Here is a 14,792-nt window from a genome sequence, read left to right on the forward strand (position 1 = left end):
CGTAGAACTACTCGTACTGGAGCGCTTGGAGGGGATCCAGGCGGGCGGCTCGACGGGCCGGCCAGATGGCGGCGAAGATGCCGACCACGACCGAGACCACCGCGAAGATCGCCAGTTGGCCGGTCGGGACGGTGAACGTGATCTCGTCCAGCCGGGCGGCCAGCAGCGATGCGAGAACCAGGCCGAGGACGATCCCGATCACCGCGCCGATCAGTGCGGTGATCACGCTCTCTTGCCGGATCATCCGCTTCACCTGACCGCGGGTCAGGCCGATCGCGCGCAGCATGCCGAGTTCGCGGGTTCGCTCGAAGACCGTCAGGACCAGGGTGTTGACGATGCCGAACAGACTGACGAGGACGGACAACGCCAGCAGCACGTAGAGCACGTTCAGAACGCTCTTCACGCCGTCGGTCTGGGACTTCTTGAACTCGTCCCGCGTCATCGCCTTGGCGTTCGGGAAGCCGCTCAGCGCGGTCGTCAAAGCAGCGGTGTTCTCCGTCGTCACGCCGCCACGTGCCTTCACGAACGAGTAGACGTTCAACGGCTGCGTGCTGGTCGCGTCGAAGGTCGCGGTCGAGATCGTCACGTTTCCGAACGGCGACCCGCCGGCCGGCGGGCGGAACACGCCACGGACCGTGAGCTGCAAGGTCTTCCCGGTCGCCGTCTGCAGGGCGAACTTCGATCCCTGCGTGAGCGCGTGGTTGTCGGCGTACTCGGCGTCGACGATCGCACCGTCGGCCCCGAGTTCGCCGAGTGACGCCTGCGAACCGGATCGCCAGTCGAACCTGAGCAGATTGGGCGCGTTGTTGTCGACGGCGGTGATCGTGATCGTCTTGTCGAAGGCCTTCGCCTGTCCGCCGCGCACGCTGGTGAGAGATTCGACCTCAGGAGCCTTTGCCACGGCGGCCGCGACCGTGGGCGGCAGCGGGCTGAAGTTGTTCTGCGCGGTGATCGCGTAGTCGGCGCTGAAGATTCCGTCGACCGCTTGCTCGAACGGCTTGATGAGTCCTGCGCCGAGAGTTGCGACCAGTGTGACCAACGCCAACCCGATCATCAGCGCGGCCGCGGTCGACGCGGTCCGGTGCGGATCCCGCCGGCTGTTCTGCCCGCCGATCGCCACCGCCGGCCCATCGGGCAGGATCCGGGGGAACTCGGTCCGTCGCCCGAACAGACGCCGTACCGCCCAGAGCGGAACCAGGAAGAACGGCCAGACCAGAGCAGTCAGTACGACGACCGACCAGCGCGCGATGGGATCGGACACGGCCGCGAGCGGTCGCACCAGACGCGCGGAGAACAAGGCGATCCCGATGAACAGCAACAGCACGCCGGCCCCGAGCAGCGACAACAATGCGCTTGTCGACAATCCGTCCGCAAACAATCCGACCAGCACCAACGCGATCCCCGCGACGGCCAACAGCGCAGCACCAACCGGGCGGAACCGATTCAACCGACCGGGCGCGAGCGTCGCGCCTTCACGAACCGCCGCGATCGGAGGTACGCGCGTCGCCCGCCACGCCGGCCGCAGACTCGCCAGCACAGTGACCAGTACGCCGACAACCAGTGCGACCACGATCGTCCGGGTCCGGAAGACCAGCCCGTTGTTGGGCAGCGTGAATCCAACGGCGTCGAAGAGTTTGAAGAGCCCGGTCGCGATCGCGAGGCCGAAGAACAGCCCGGCCACGGCCGCGACGAACCCGGTCACCAATGCCTCCAGCACCACCGTGCCGAGGATCTGGCGGCGAGACGCACCCAGGGTTCGGAGCGTGGCGAACTCGCGGGTCCGCTGGGCGATCGTGATCGACAGCGAGTTGGCGATCACGAACGAGCCGACGAACAAGGCGATCCCACCGAACACCAGCAGGAAGGTCTGCAAGAAGCTCGTGAAGCTGCTGGTCCCGGCCGCGTCCTGCTCAGCCTGATCTGCGGCCGACCGGACCTGGGTTCCTTCCGGCAGAACCCGCCGTACGGCGTCGAGCAGTTGCTGCTCGCTGGTCCCGTCCTTCTTCGCGATCAGGATCTGGTCGAGTTTGCCGGGCTTGTCGAGGAGTCGCTGGCTCGTGTCCAACCCGAACCCGGCCAGGGTCGCCCCACCGATCGACGACACCGCCCCGAACTCGACCAGCCCGGAGATCCGCATCGGTTCGGCGGCGCCGCGGGCCTGGACGCGGATCGTGTCACCGGCCGCGAATCCCTTCTCCTGCGCGGTATGCGTGTCGATCACGACCTCGTTCGCGGCCGGCCAACCACCGGAGACCAGGGTGAGCGAGTTGAACTGCGGCAGAGCGGGATCGACGCTGAAGGCAAGGTTCGGAGCACCCCCGAACACGATCGACTTGCCGTCCTTGCCGATCAACTGCGCCTCGCCGGCCACCGCACCGCCGGCCGCGCCGACCTCGGGAAGTTCGCGGATCTTCGCCAGCAGGGCGGCATCGAACGGCGGAGCCGCCACCGCTCCGTCGTCGGCCTCGCCCGGGTCGAGCGCGTTCTTCCCGGTGATCGCAGCGTCGGTGTTCTTGTAGTTCTCGGTGAAGATCGAGTCGAACGCGGACGTGATCGAGTCGGTCAGCACATAGGTGCCGGAGATCAGTGCCACTCCGAGGACGACGCCGATCGCGGTCAGCGCCGTACGGAGCTTGCGGGCCAGCAAGCCCTGCAACGCGAACTTGATCATTGCAGGTCGAGAGTGTCGATGATCTGCAGGATCTCGTGCTGGTTGGACCGGCCGGTCTCCTTCACGATCTCGCCGTCGGCCAGGTACAGCACCCGGTCGGCCATCGCAGCCGCCTTGGCGTCGTGCGTGACCATCACCGTGGTCTGGCCGTACTCGTCCACCGACGAACGCATCAGCGCGAGGATCTCGCCGCTGGTGCGGGAGTCGAGGTTGCCGGTCGGCTCGTCCGCGAACACCACAGTCGGCCGCGACACCAAGGCACGGGCGATTGCGACCCGCTGTTGCTGACCGCCCGATAGCTCGGCCGGTCGGTGCTCGAGGCGGTCCGCGAGTCCGACCCGTTCGACCAGTCCGTCGAAGAACTTCTGATCCGGCTTCTCGCCGGCGATCGTCAGCGGCAGCACGATGTTGTCGCGGGCCGTGAGCATCGGCAGCAGGTTGAAGAACTGGAAGATGAAGCCGATGTGCTTGCGGCGCAGCTTGGTGAGTGCGTCGTCACCCAACGTGGTGATCTCGATGCCGTCGATCCGCACCGATCCCGACGTCGGACGGTCCAGCCCGGCCAGGATGTGCATCAGCGTCGACTTGCCCGAGCCGGACGGTCCCATCACCGCGGTGAGTTGTCCTGGTTCGATCTGCACACTCACACTGCGCAACGCGTGCACTGCGGTGTCACCCTCGCCGTAGACGCGTACCACGTCCTCCGCGTGTACGACGTCAGTGAGCGTTCCCTCCATGCCGATCGCCCTCCCTGGCTGATCAGCGGCCCCCCGAGACCGATCTGGAACTTCTACCGAGTCTGCGCGCGTTCGGACCGCACCGGTAGGGGGATGCCCCCGGCTCGACCCTGGTATCAGGGCCGGCCGTCTTCAGAACCAGCCGTCTTCAGAACCAGCTGTCTTCAGAGCCAGCCGCGGCGGGCGGCGTGGAAGCCTAGTTGGAGGCGGGTGTCGGCGGAGACGAGATCCATCAGTGCTCTGACGCGTCGCTGCACAGTGCGCATGGACAGGTTGAGCTGGTTCGCGATGGCCTGGTCGGTGAGGCCCGCGAGGAGCAGGCCCAGGATGCGGGAGTCGAGTTCCGGCAGCCCGTCCGACGTACCCTCGGCCACCCCGTCCGTGCCCAGGACGAGCGGCAGACCGTCACGCCAGACCCGGTCGAACAGGGCGAGCAACGCGTCGAGCATGCCGCTGCTGTGGACGATCAGGGCGCCGATGCTGCTGCCGGCACCGGAGAGCAGCGGTACGAGCGCAATCCGCCGGTCCACGATCAGGAGCCGCAGCGGGAGTTCCTGGACCACGCGGACCTCTTCGCCGGCCTTCAGGGAATCGGACGCGGCCGCGAAGAACCCTGGTCGATCGAACGCACTCCGCTCGATCATGACCCGGTAGCGGACTCCACGCGTGACCGCGGCGTCCTCCTCCTTGTTCTCCTCCGGCGGGACCACGGCGACCTCGGCCTTGACGAACCCGAGCACCTCCTCGCGGGCCGACATCTGCAGCTGCGCGAATCGTTGCCCCACCGCCTTGGCTCCGCGGACGACGTCCACCACATCGCTGACCGAACGCTCGGTATCCGTGCCGCGATAGACCTCTGCCAGTGCCTCGATCTCGCGTTGTGCCCGCCGCAGCTCCTCCTCACGCTGCACGGCCAGCGCCGCGAGCGCGACGGACGGCGGTGACGCGACGTAGCGCTCGTCGCCGCCGCTGGAGCGAGCGGCCAGGCCCAGCGTCTCCAGTGCGGTCAGGGCGCGCGTCGCCTCGACCGGGTGCCAGCCGAGTCGGGTCGCCAGTTCGGCGGCGTCGTACGACGGCACCTCGACGAGGGCGCGGTACACGAGTTCTTCGGAGTCATCCAGTCCGAGCACGTCGAGCACGATGCCTCCCAGCAGGCGGCGGGGTAGTGGGCGGACCCTGGCGGGTTGGCGAATTGTCGCAATCTTGCCAGGAGATACCGGTCCTTCGCTGGCGGTTTTGCGGTGAACTACCGGTCAACCGTCCCGAAGGTGGTTCTCCCCATGCATCTGGCCCGTAAAGCCTTGATCGGCGCGACCGTTACCGCCCTCGTCGCCGTGACCGCTCTCGCCCCGGCCACCGCGGCCCCGCCCCCACCGACCAGCCAACCGACCCTGCCCGTGCAGGTCGACAGCGCGAAGGTCGTCACGCTCCTCACCGGCGACAAGGTGCAGGTCAGCCCGGCCGGCTCCGGCCGCAGCAACGTGCGGTTCGTCCCCGCCGACGAGGCCCACGCCGGTTACGAGACGCGGACAGTCGGCAAGGACCTGTACGTCGTACCCGACAGCGCGGCGCGCTTTGTCAACAATGGGAAAGTCGACCAGGCGCTCTTCAACGTCAGCGGCCTGATCCGGCAGGGGTACGACGACGCGTCCACCGACCAGCTCCCGGTCATCACGACGTACAAGCCGACGGCGAGGGCCGCACAGCAGGCCGTACCCGCCGGATCGACGCGCGTCCGGACCCTCTCGTCCGTCGGCGCGAGCGCACTGCGGACCGACAAGGCCCGCGCCCACGACACCTGGCAGGCACTCTCGACCGGGCGTGACGTCCAGAAGATCTGGCTCGACGCGAAGGTCTACAAGACCCTCGACCAAAGCGTCCCGTACGTCGGTGCCCCACAAGCCTGGGCGGCCGGGTACGACGGAACCGGTACGACGGTCGCCGTCCTCGACTCGGGTGTCGACGCGGAGCACCCGGACCTGGTCGGCGCGGTCAAGGCCCAGCAGAACTTCACCGACAGCCCCGATGTCGCCGACCACGACGGCCACGGCACGCACACGTCGTCGACCGTCGCCGGTCGCGGCGTCGCGTCCAACGGCCGCAACAAGGGCGTCGCGCCGGGCGCGCAACTGTTGTCCGGCAAGGTCCTGAACGACTTCGGCAACGGTGATCTCTCCTGGATCATCGCCGGCATGGAGTGGGCCGTTGCCGAGGGCGCCGACGTGATCAGCATGAGCATCGGTACGTCGGAACCTGTCGACTGCACCGACCCGATGGCGGCCGCGGTCGACCAGCTCAGCGCGGCGTCCGGAGTCCTGTTCGTGGTTGCTGCCGGCAACCTCGGTGGACCCGCGGAGGCGATCAGCAGCCCGGGCTGCGCCGCATCGGCGATGACGGTCGCGGCGACCGACCTGACCCAGACCACCGCGGACTTCTCCAGCCGTGGCCCGGTGATGACCAACCACGCGGTCAAGCCCGACATCGCGGGGCCAGGCGTGGACATCACGGCGGCACGGGCGGGCGGTCGCGGCGATTCGGCGTACGTCGACATGAGTGGCACCTCGATGGCGACACCGCACGTGGCCGGCGCGGCGGCGATCCTGAAGCAGCAGCACCCGGACTGGGACGGTCAGCAGCTGAAGGGAGCCTTGCAGAACTCGGTCCGCTCGGAGAGCAAGGTCGGCATCTACGAGCAGGGCGCCGGCGAGCTCAACGTCGCCCAGGCGGTCACGCAGCAGGTGACCGGACCGGGCACGGTGGATCTCGGCACCTTCGCCTGGCCGCACACTCCGGCCGGCAAGGTCACCAAGCCGCTCACTTACCGCAACAGCGGTGACCAGCCGGTCACGCTGACGTTCGCAACCGATGCCCGCGGCAACAACGGGAAGCCGTTGCCTTCCACCCTGATCAGCTTCGGCGCTACCTCACTCACTGTCCCGGCAGGTGGCACCGCCGATCTGCCGATGACCGTCGACCCGTCCGTTGCCCTCGACTACGGCCTGTACGGCGCGATCAGCGCACGGGTGGTTGCTACCGGCAAGGACGGACGGACCGTGGTGACGCCGCTCGGCTTCTACCTCGAGCCGCAGTACGTCGACGTCACCTTCAAGCTGATCGACCGGGACGGACAGCCTGCTTCGTCGATCAGCTCGCTCGATGTGTTCGACCTCGACAGCATCGCCGCGCAGCGCGTCGGCTTCGACGGCACGGACCGGACGCTGCACCTGCGCGCGGGCACGTACTCGCTGGCCGCGTCGATCGCCCACGACGGCGCCAACGGGTTCGTCGACTCGTACGCGTTCCTCGGCGATCCGGAGATCACGCTGACGAAGGACACCACGATCACGTACGACGCCCGGAAGGCGGCCGAGGCGACGGTCACGACCCAGCGCCCGACCGCGCGGAAGGGCGGGAGCCTGACCTATGGTCGGATTGTCGACAACTGGATCCTCTCCTCGAGCCGGAGCTACGGCACCCAGGTGAAGTCGATCTACCTCGGCACGACGCCGAAGGCGCGTCGCGGGATCTTCGAGGTGGTCGAGGGCTGGCAGTACGGATCGCCGGCCGGTGCGACGTCGCCGTACCTCTACAGCCTGGCGTTCACGCACGAGCAGCAGATCAAGGGCAAGCCGGAGCATCGGGTCCGGGACCGCGACCTCGCGACGATCGACGCGACGTACTACACACCGGGGAAGCCCTACAGCTACTCGGAGTACCTCGACGTGTGGCGACCGTGGAGTATCAACCTGATCCCGACCGGCGACCGGGGCACCGTTGCCGCGCCGACCCGGGTGCAGCACCTGGTTACGGCCGAGCGGAACACCAAGGTGGCCCAGATGGTCGGGCACGCGGATGCGATGAGCTGGTCGTTCGCAACCCTCATGACGTCGACGGCCACGGCGTACAAGCCCGGCAGCCGGCACAGCGAGAGCTGGTTCAAGGCGGGATTGCGGCCGGGGCTGGTGACGGATCAGACGACCGGGCAGAAGTTCATCCCGGCGGCGCGGGACGGGAACACGGTCTGGAGCAACTTCGCCAGCTGGTCCGACACCGAGCCGGGCCACTTCTCGCGGCAGGGGTTCCTTGATCTTGGTGGGACAGAGCTGCTCGCGAACGGAGTGTCGCTGGGGGAGTACGGGTGGTACGGCCAGGGCGTCTGGGACGTGCCGGCGGCCCCGACGAATCTCGAGCTGGTCTACGACCTGAACCGGTGGCAGCGCGGCGACTACAAGTGGGAGTCGCCGTCGAACGTCGAGACCCGGTGGAAGTGGAAGAGCTCGTCCGCCGACGCGGGTAAGCCGTTGCCGCTGCTCTTCCCGGACTACGACCTGGCCGTGGATCTCAACGACCGCGCGCCGCGGGTCCCGCTCTTCCCGATCAGCATCACCGCGCAGTCCGGCCAGTGGTACAAGCCGGGCGCCTTCACCTCGGCCCGGGTGTCAGCCTCGTACGACGACGGCACGACCTGGACGTCCGTCCCGACCGTGAACCTCGGCACGAAGGCCGTGGCTCTGGTCAACAACCTGAGGGCGACCAGTTTCGTCACGTTGAAGGTCGAACTGACCGACTCGCACGGGAAATCGGTGACCCAGACGCTGACGCACTTCTACGGCGTTCGCTAGGAGAGTTTGAGGTGTCGGACCGGGAAGCGCCTCACGGCGCGTGGCCGCTCGTAGCGGCTAATTTTGGGACCCGGGGCTTGCACCGGCCCGACACCTTGAACAGTATAACCGGCGCTCAAACCCCTTGTCCTGTGAGGATCTCGGGCCCCGAGACGCTATAACACCCGATCGCCAGGCGCGCAACTACCAGAGGTGTCCGGCGCGTTCGGAGCGCGCCGCGGCCTGCAGCTGGTCCGCCATTTCGACCAGCTTCGACGCCGACAGCACCCGGTCGTGACCGTCGTCCGCGAGGTGTGCCCGGCCGGTCGCGACGATCCGTGCGAACGCGGCCGCCCGGTCCAGCGTCGTGGCGAAATCCCCGGTCGCGACACCCCGCAGGACGGCGTCGACCATGTCCCGCACCTCGGTCGGTCCGGGCGGCTCGGCGACACCCGCGATCACCGCATGCACCTCGGCGTACTTGCGTCCCGCCGCGAACTCCCGGGATACCTCTTCGGCGTTGGTATGCACCCACGACCGCAGCAGATACAGCCGCCACAACGACCCCGGCAGTGAATCGGCCGGCGCGTCGGACCAGAGCTCCGCAAGCTCGTCCAGGCCGTAGTCGTCGGCGAGCTTGACCACCCGCGCATGCACCTCGGCGTCCTCGGAGTTGCGGACGCCACGCACCAGCAGCTCGGCGGTCCGGTGCGCGACCTCGGTCACGGCCGCCGGGTCGGAGGCTCCGGGCAGCGACTCGAACAGCTTGTTGCCCGGCAGGATCGGTCGGCGCGGATTGGGCGTGGTCACGCGCTCCATGGTGCCTGACAAGAGGTTGCCTCGCACGCCGACCCGGCACGCTCCCTTCGCCGTATCCGTCCCGGCGGCGCGGACCTATGCTGCCGACAAGGAGCACGCCGCAGCGAAAGGGGAGCAGCGATGTCGGACGCCAGCGTTGCACCGCACGGGCTTCATCACGTCACAGCGATTGCCGAGGACCCGCAGCGGAACGTCGATTTCTATACCACCGTGCTGGGGCTGCGGTTGGTCAAGCGGACTGTCAACTTCGACGCGCCGGACACTTATCACCTGTACTACGGCGACGAGTCGGGGAAGCCGTCCACGCTCTTGACCTTCTTTCCCTGGCCGGGCGTAAAAGCGGGCCGGCAGGGGACCGGGCTGACCACGGCGACCGCGTTCAGCATCCCGCCGGAGGCGCTCGGGTGGTGGCAGCGGCGGCTGAAAGACCTGGGGGTCGATGCGGACGACCCGTTCGCCCAGTCGGACGAGGAGGTACTGCGGCTCCGCGACCCGGACGGGTTGGTGATCGAACTGGTCGCCTCGGACGGTGATTCCCGATCCGGGTGGGACGGGGCTGCCGCCGTACCGGCCGAGAACGCGATCCGCGGGCTGTACTCGATCACGATGACCGAGCAACAACTCGACCCGACGGCGGAGATGCTCGCCGGGATGCTGAGCATGGAGTACGGCCACAACACCACCGACCGGACGCGGTTCGTGATGTCGGGTGGGCAGGACGGTACGGCGGTGGACGTCGTACCGAGTAAGGACGATCGAGGGCTGCAGTCGGCCGGGACGGTGCACCACGTCGCGTTCCGGGCTCCGGACCACGAGACGCAGGTCCGTTGGCGCGAGGAGTTGCTCGCCGCCGGGATCCAGGTCACCGAGATCCTCGACCGGCAGTACTTCACCTCGATCTACTTCCGGGAGCCGGGCGGCGTACTCCTCGAGATCGCGACCGACCAACCCGGGTTCACCGTAGACGAACCGCTGTTGGAGCTCGGCCGGCACCTCAAGTTGCCGCCGTGGCTCGAACCGGACCGCGAGCAGATCGAGGCGTCGCTGCCGACCCTGACCACGGCTGACCCCGAGTGAATACCGCGCTCGAGCGGCCGCACGTGTGGGAGCCCGGGACCGGTAGTCCGCCGCTGTTGCTGCTGCATGGCACCGGCGGGAACGAGTACGACCTGCTCGGGCTGCGCGAGCACCTGGCCCCCGATGCGCCAGTGCTCGCACCACGCGGGACCGTGCTGGAGAACGGGATGCCGCGGTTCTTCCGGCGGGTGCGCGAAGGCGTGTTCGACGAGGACGACCTCCGGGAGCGCGCGGACGAGCTCGCCGCGTTCCTGACGGCAGCCGAGCAGGAGTACGGCGTATTCCCTGGCTCGTGGATGGCGATCGGTTTCTCCAACGGCGCCAACATCGCCTCCGCGTTACTCCTCCGCCACCCGGAGTCGCTGGTCGGCGCGGTCCTCCTCGCCGCCATGGTGCCCTTCCAGTACGACGATCCCGACGGCCCCGCGGTGACCGGCAAACGAGTCCTGATCGTCAACGGCAACCAAGACCCCATGGCCACGCCGGCCCAAACCCAAACCCTGTCCGCCCACCTCCGCCGGCACGGCGCCACCGTCAAGACCCTCTCGTTCGACGGCGGCCACACGATCGACCTGAACCAGCTGCCCGACGTCAAGAAGTTCCTCGAGAACGAAGGCTGAGCACGCATGCCGACGATTCATTTGCACGCGACGACGACTGCGACACCCGAGCAGTTCATTGCCGGCCTCACCGATTTCGGGCCGGGGCGAGGGGAGTTGTTCGGGAACAGTACGGACGACTATCTGGTGGTGCACTCGCGCGGGGACCATGAGGCCGACGTCACCGAGGGGTCGTCGGGGATCTGGGAACGGCTTCGGTACGACTGGTCCGATCCTGAGCACGTCGTGCTGACCACGACGGACTCGAACATCTGGGGTGGACGATCGGGGCACACCTACGACTTCACGCGGCAGCCTGACGGGACGACCGCGGTGGATGTGACTGTCGTGCGGGAGGGCAAGAATCTGCAAGGGCGGCTGCTCGGGCTGTTCGTCGGGATCCTTGGCCGGAGTGTCTTGACGAAGGCGTTCGCGAAGACCGTGAAGGCCATCGAGGACCGGAACGCCCCCTAGCATCTGGTCATGGAGCTGGAGTTCAGCGGCGAGTTGATCGAGTGGCGCGGGCCGGCGCCGTACTACTTCGTTCCGGTGCCCGAGGAGGAGACTGCCGCGCTGCGGGCGGCGGCTTCGGCCGCGAGCTACGGCTGGGGGACGCTCCCGATCCGCGCCCAGCTCGGCGGGACCGAGTGGAGGACGACGCTGTGGCCGAAGGATGGTGCCTACCTGCTCCCGCTGAAGGACGCCGTACGCAAGCCGGCCGGACTGGACGCAGGGGACGAGGTAGACGTTCGCCTCACCTTTGACGCGCAACCCCGGCAGCAGAAGGCCAAGCGCACGCCGGTTGCTCGCCCGAGGCGTTCGCGGGAGCCGGTCACAGACGAGCAGCTCACGATCGTCCCGGCCAATCAGGCGGAGTGGGAGGACCTGCAAGCGGTCTTCGGTGCGAGCACTGACACCGGGCGGTGCTGGTGCCAGCGGTTCCGGATGCTGCCCAAGGAGTCCTGGGCATCTGAAGGTCCCGAAGAGCTTGCCGCCCGCCTCCGCGACCAGACCGCCTGCGGAAACGGGAAGGCACGCGCGACGAGCGGTCTGGTCGCGTACCTCGATGGCGAGCCGGTCGGCTGGTGCGCCGTCGCACCGAGGGCCGACCACCCGAGGCTGCTCCGCGACTTCCGCGTCCCCTGGCTGGGCCGTAGCGAGGACAAGACCGACACCACGGTCTGGGCGGTGACCTGCTTCGTCACCCGCGCCGGCTACCGGCGGCGGGGCATCAGCCGCGCGCTCGCCCGCGCAACCGTCGGGTTCGCCCGTGAAGGCGGTGCCCGCGCAGTCGAGGGCTACCCGGACTTCGTGGACGGCGGGTCCGTCGGCACGCTCGCGATGTTCGCCGACGCCGGCTTCGCCGAGGTGAGCCGCCCGGGCAACCGCCGAGCCGTCATGCGCATCGACTTCTGAGCCTGCTGCGCCGACTCAGCTGCCTGCTGCGCCGACTCAGCTGCCTGCTACGACAAGGTCGTGCCGGGGTGTGTCAGGGTGACTCGCATGGCTGATGAGAAGGGGAGACAGGCGCATCCGGGGGAGCCCCGGTTACCGGCCGCCATCGGGGTGATGGTGGCGATCGGGCTGTACGCCGTACTGCCGAGCGCTCTCCAGATCGGGCCACGGTTCGTGATCCCGGGGCTCGAGTTGCTGCTGTTCATCCCGTTGGTCCTGGCCAACCCGCGCCGGATGAGCAGACAGAACCGGCTGCTGCGGCGGCTGTCGATCGGGCTCGTGCTGCTGATCGCGTTGTCCAACACGACCGCGCTCGTGCTGCTGATCCGGTCGCTGGTCATCGGCGAGGCGACGGCCGGTGGGCAGTTGCTCGCAGCCGCCGGCCAGGTGTGGCTGACGAACGTTCTCGTCTTCGCGCTCGCGTACTGGGAGCTCGACCGCGGCGGTCCCGTCACGCGGTTCCGCGTCGACCGGCCGGGGTTGCCCGACGCCGACTTCCGCTTCCCGCAGGACGAGGACCACGACGCGATCAGCGAAGTCGCGAAGCGGTCGTCGGCCAAGTCCGGGTGGGCACCAGGATTCATCGACTACCTGTACGTGTCCGTGACCAACTCGTCGGCGTTCAGCCCGACCGACACCATGCCGTTGAGCGTCCGGGCCAAGCTGCTGATGGCCGTCGAGTCCGTCTCGGCCCTGATGCTCTCCGTCCTGGTCGTCTCCTTCGCCGTCGGCCTACTGGGGCACTGAGCGGCAGGCCTGGGTCAGCGCGTCGACAAGTTCGGTAAGGACTTGCTCGGACGAGCCGAAGGTGAGCCGGACGTGGGTCTCGGGGGCGTGCATGTCCGCACCGCGGATCGTGGTGATGCCGTGGCGCAGGAGAGTGCGGTCGATCTCGGCCGGTGTGCGACCGAGGCGGGAACAGTCGACGAGTAGGAAGGCGCCGGCGGCAGGTCGGACGGGCGCGGGCAGGCCGCTTGCCGCGATGCCGTCGCAGACGAGGTCGCGCTTGACCTGGTACGTCGAGAGCGCCTGGTCGAGCCAGTCGCGTGGTCCGGTCAGGGCCGCGACCGCGGCCCGTTGTGGAACTGTTCCGCAATTGACGGCTTCCCACTGGAGGCGGCGTTCGAGTGCGTCGACGATCGGCGGCGGCGCAACGACGTACCCGAGCCGCCAGGTCGCGAGGGCGTAGTACTTGCTGAGGCTCGTGATCGTGACGATGTGCGGCCAGCGATCGGCGAAGGCCTCCACGGGCTGATAGGGACGGCCGTCGTACGTGAAGTGCTGCCAGGAGTCGTCGGAGATGACGAGCAGTCGGTGGCGCGCGGCGATGTCGACGATCGCTGCGACGGTCGCGGCGTCGGGTAGGTAACCGGTCGGGTTGTTCGGGTTGCAGAGGAGGATCGCGCGGCTGTCCGGTGTGACTGCGGCCTCCAACTCGGCGGGATCGAGCGCCCAGCCGTCCTCCGCGCGGGACGGGACGTAGCGTGGCGTCGCACCGCATTCGCGCAGGAGGCCGTCGAAGAAGAAGGTCGGCGCGGGCACGATGACCTCGTCGCCCGGAGCGAGCATCGTGCGCAGGACCAGAGACAGGCCGTGCATCGCGCCGTGGGTGATGAGCAGCCGGCGATCGGGGTCGACGTGGAGGCGGTGATCGCGCTCGAGTTCGGCCGCGATCGCGGTCCGCAGTTCGGGGAGGCCGCGGCTGTTGCGTGGGTCGGGCTGGTCCATCGCGTCCGCGACCGCCTGCCGCACATGCGCCGGCATCGGAAGGACGGGAGCTCCCACCAGCGGGAGAACCTTGACTCCGCTGCCGGTGCTCCTGGCCGCGCGGTCGCGCGCGCTCATCGCCCCCATGGTCGGGAGGTCGCGCACGGTGGGAGTCCATGATCGCTGCACAGGCAGAGTTTATCCGTTGAGATATCAAAAGACAAGATAAACATCTTAAGACACCTGCGTACGGCGAGTCTGCTGTATCAACTCCGCTCGGTGATACGCTCAAATGGTGCTCGATATCCATTCCGTCATCCGTGGAACGCCGCACGTCCCCGCACTGCTGCTGGTTGGCAGCGAGGAAAGTGGCCTCGACCGCACCAGTCAGGCCTATCGGGCGATCAGGCGCCAGATCATCGACCTGACGCTGTCGCCAGGGAGCAGTTTCACCGAGACGTCGCTCGCGCAGCAATGGCGCATCAGCAAGACGCCGGTGCGAGAGGCGCTCGCCCGGTTGCGGCGTGACGGGCTCGTCAACGCGCTTCCGCGGGCGGGGTACGTCGTCAGCCCGATCACGCTCCAGGACACGGACGATCTGTGCGCGCTGCGGACACTTCTGTGCGGCGAGGCCGCCGCTGCGGCTGCACGCCGAGGAGTCGAGGCGCCGGCGCTCAAGCGGCTCGAGGTGCTGTCCAAGGTGCCCTTCGCGCTCGCGGCCGGTGAAGTCGGGCTCGAGGAGTCGCTGCAGGCCGGGATCGAGTTCGAGGCCATCATCGCGAACTACAGCGGCAACAACCGGCTGGCCAAGGCGATCGTGGATCTGCTCGACGAGCTGGAGCGGGTCCTGCGGATGGCCACGCTGATCTCGCCGGACATCGCGAGTCCGCCCGGGGAGCTGGAAGCGATCTTCGAGCGATTGCGTGACCGGGACGACGACGGCACCCAGGCCGCTTCGCACAAGCGCTGTGAGCGCGTCCGCCAAGACGTTCTCCAGGTCCTCTCGAAGAGTGCCTCGGTCAGCCGGGCCAACATCGCCCGAGCACCGCGCCCCGGAGACACCGATCGCCACTCGGCCGACATCCAAAGCGTCTTCGTCCTTCCCGCCCACCGCGGCAACCGTCTC

At 68.2% G+C, this 14,792-nt stretch carries 12 protein-coding genes; 7 read left to right on the forward strand and 5 right to left on the reverse strand.

Annotated features, from left to right (window positions below; all coding sequences use genetic code 11):
* Positions 1-7 precede the first annotated feature (7 nt).
* The 3 genes from AB0L70_RS39385 to AB0L70_RS39395 all read right to left on the reverse strand — a co-directional run bounded on the left by AB0L70_RS39385 (position 8) and on the right by AB0L70_RS39395 (position 4,547).
* Positions 8-2,671: an FtsX-like permease family protein gene (locus AB0L70_RS39385; RefSeq protein WP_363692007.1), complete on the reverse strand. Its 2,664-nt coding sequence runs from the start codon at positions 2,669-2,671 to the stop codon at positions 8-10.
* Positions 2,668-3,408, reverse strand: coding sequence for an ABC transporter ATP-binding protein (locus AB0L70_RS39390; protein WP_363692008.1), 741 nt, complete (start codon positions 3,406-3,408; stop codon positions 2,668-2,670). Before AB0L70_RS39390 ends, AB0L70_RS39385 begins: the two co-directional genes overlap by 4 nt.
* A gap of 164 nt (positions 3,409-3,572) precedes the next feature.
* Positions 3,573-4,547: a helix-turn-helix domain-containing protein gene (locus AB0L70_RS39395; protein WP_363692009.1), complete on the reverse strand. Its 975-nt coding sequence runs from the start codon at positions 4,545-4,547 to the stop codon at positions 3,573-3,575.
* Positions 4,548-4,688: 141 nt separating this feature from the next.
* Here AB0L70_RS39395 and AB0L70_RS39400 point away from each other — a divergent pair, with 141 nt between their 5' ends.
* Positions 4,689-8,030, forward strand: coding sequence for a S8 family serine peptidase (locus tag AB0L70_RS39400; RefSeq protein WP_363692010.1), 3,342 nt, complete (start codon positions 4,689-4,691; stop codon positions 8,028-8,030).
* A 183-nt stretch (positions 8,031-8,213) separates the two neighbouring features.
* On the opposite strand, the gene AB0L70_RS39405 is transcribed toward AB0L70_RS39400, so the two are convergent.
* Positions 8,214-8,819 carry a hypothetical protein gene (locus AB0L70_RS39405; RefSeq protein ID WP_363692011.1) on the reverse strand — a complete coding sequence of 202 codons (606 nt, stop codon included), beginning with the start codon at positions 8,817-8,819 and terminating at the stop codon, positions 8,214-8,216.
* 129 nt (positions 8,820-8,948) lie between these two features.
* Between AB0L70_RS39405 and AB0L70_RS39410 the strand changes: the two genes are divergently transcribed.
* From AB0L70_RS39410 to AB0L70_RS39430, 5 genes are all read left to right on the forward strand, one after another.
* The gene (locus AB0L70_RS39410; protein ID WP_363692012.1) at positions 8,949-9,905 is read left to right on the forward strand and encodes a ring-cleaving dioxygenase; all 957 of its coding nucleotides are present in this window, start codon (positions 8,949-8,951) and stop codon (positions 9,903-9,905) included.
* Complete coding sequence (locus tag AB0L70_RS39415) at positions 9,902-10,525, forward strand: alpha/beta hydrolase (protein ID WP_363692013.1); 624 nt, start codon at positions 9,902-9,904, stop codon at positions 10,523-10,525. The genes AB0L70_RS39410 and AB0L70_RS39415 overlap by 4 nt, the downstream gene beginning before the upstream one ends.
* 6 nt (positions 10,526-10,531) lie before the next feature.
* Complete coding sequence (locus AB0L70_RS39420) at positions 10,532-10,978, forward strand: hypothetical protein (RefSeq protein WP_363692014.1); 447 nt, start codon at positions 10,532-10,534, stop codon at positions 10,976-10,978.
* Between the two features lie 9 nt (positions 10,979-10,987).
* Complete coding sequence (locus tag AB0L70_RS39425; protein ID WP_363692015.1) at positions 10,988-11,920, forward strand: GNAT family N-acetyltransferase; 933 nt, start codon at positions 10,988-10,990, stop codon at positions 11,918-11,920.
* A gap of 87 nt (positions 11,921-12,007) precedes the next feature.
* Positions 12,008-12,706 (forward strand): hypothetical protein, encoded by a 699-nt coding sequence (locus AB0L70_RS39430; RefSeq protein ID WP_363692016.1) that lies wholly within the window; start codon positions 12,008-12,010, stop codon positions 12,704-12,706.
* Here AB0L70_RS39430 and AB0L70_RS39435 read toward each other — a convergent pair.
* The gene (locus AB0L70_RS39435) at positions 12,692-13,804 is read right to left on the reverse strand and encodes a pyridoxal phosphate-dependent aminotransferase (protein WP_363692017.1); all 1,113 of its coding nucleotides are present in this window, start codon (positions 13,802-13,804) and stop codon (positions 12,692-12,694) included. The two genes, AB0L70_RS39430 and AB0L70_RS39435, sit on opposite strands and share 15 nt — an antisense overlap.
* Positions 13,805-13,961: 157 nt before the next feature.
* On the opposite strand from AB0L70_RS39435, the gene AB0L70_RS39440 reads away from it, so the two are divergent.
* The coding region (locus AB0L70_RS39440; protein ID WP_363692018.1) for a GntR family transcriptional regulator at positions 13,962-14,792 on the forward strand (831 nt) is incomplete at its 3' end.

Origin of the sequence: Kribbella sp. NPDC051952, from assembly GCF_040680855.1 — a bacterium.
GTDB lineage: Bacteria > Actinomycetota > Actinomycetes > Propionibacteriales > Kribbellaceae > Kribbella.

Excerpts from the sequence above, each read along its gene's own strand:
- AB0L70_RS39385 (WP_363692007.1), bottom strand. The coding sequence starts at position 2,671 with ATGATCAAGTTCGCGTTGCAGGGCTTGCTGGCCCGCAAGCTCCGTACG.
- AB0L70_RS39390 (WP_363692008.1), bottom strand. The coding sequence starts at position 3,408 with ATGGAGGGAACGCTCACTGACGTCGTACACGCGGAGGACGTGGTACGC.
- AB0L70_RS39400 (WP_363692010.1), top strand. The coding sequence starts at position 4,689 with ATGCATCTGGCCCGTAAAGCCTTGATCGGCGCGACCGTTACCGCCCTC.
- AB0L70_RS39410 (WP_363692012.1), top strand. The coding sequence starts at position 8,949 with ATGTCGGACGCCAGCGTTGCACCGCACGGGCTTCATCACGTCACAGCG.
- AB0L70_RS39420 (WP_363692014.1), top strand. The coding sequence starts at position 10,532 with ATGCCGACGATTCATTTGCACGCGACGACGACTGCGACACCCGAGCAG.
- AB0L70_RS39425 (WP_363692015.1), top strand. The coding sequence starts at position 10,988 with ATGGAGCTGGAGTTCAGCGGCGAGTTGATCGAGTGGCGCGGGCCGGCG.
- AB0L70_RS39430 (WP_363692016.1), top strand. The coding sequence starts at position 12,008 with ATGGCTGATGAGAAGGGGAGACAGGCGCATCCGGGGGAGCCCCGGTTA.
- AB0L70_RS39435 (WP_363692017.1), bottom strand. The coding sequence starts at position 13,804 with ATGAGCGCGCGCGACCGCGCGGCCAGGAGCACCGGCAGCGGAGTCAAG.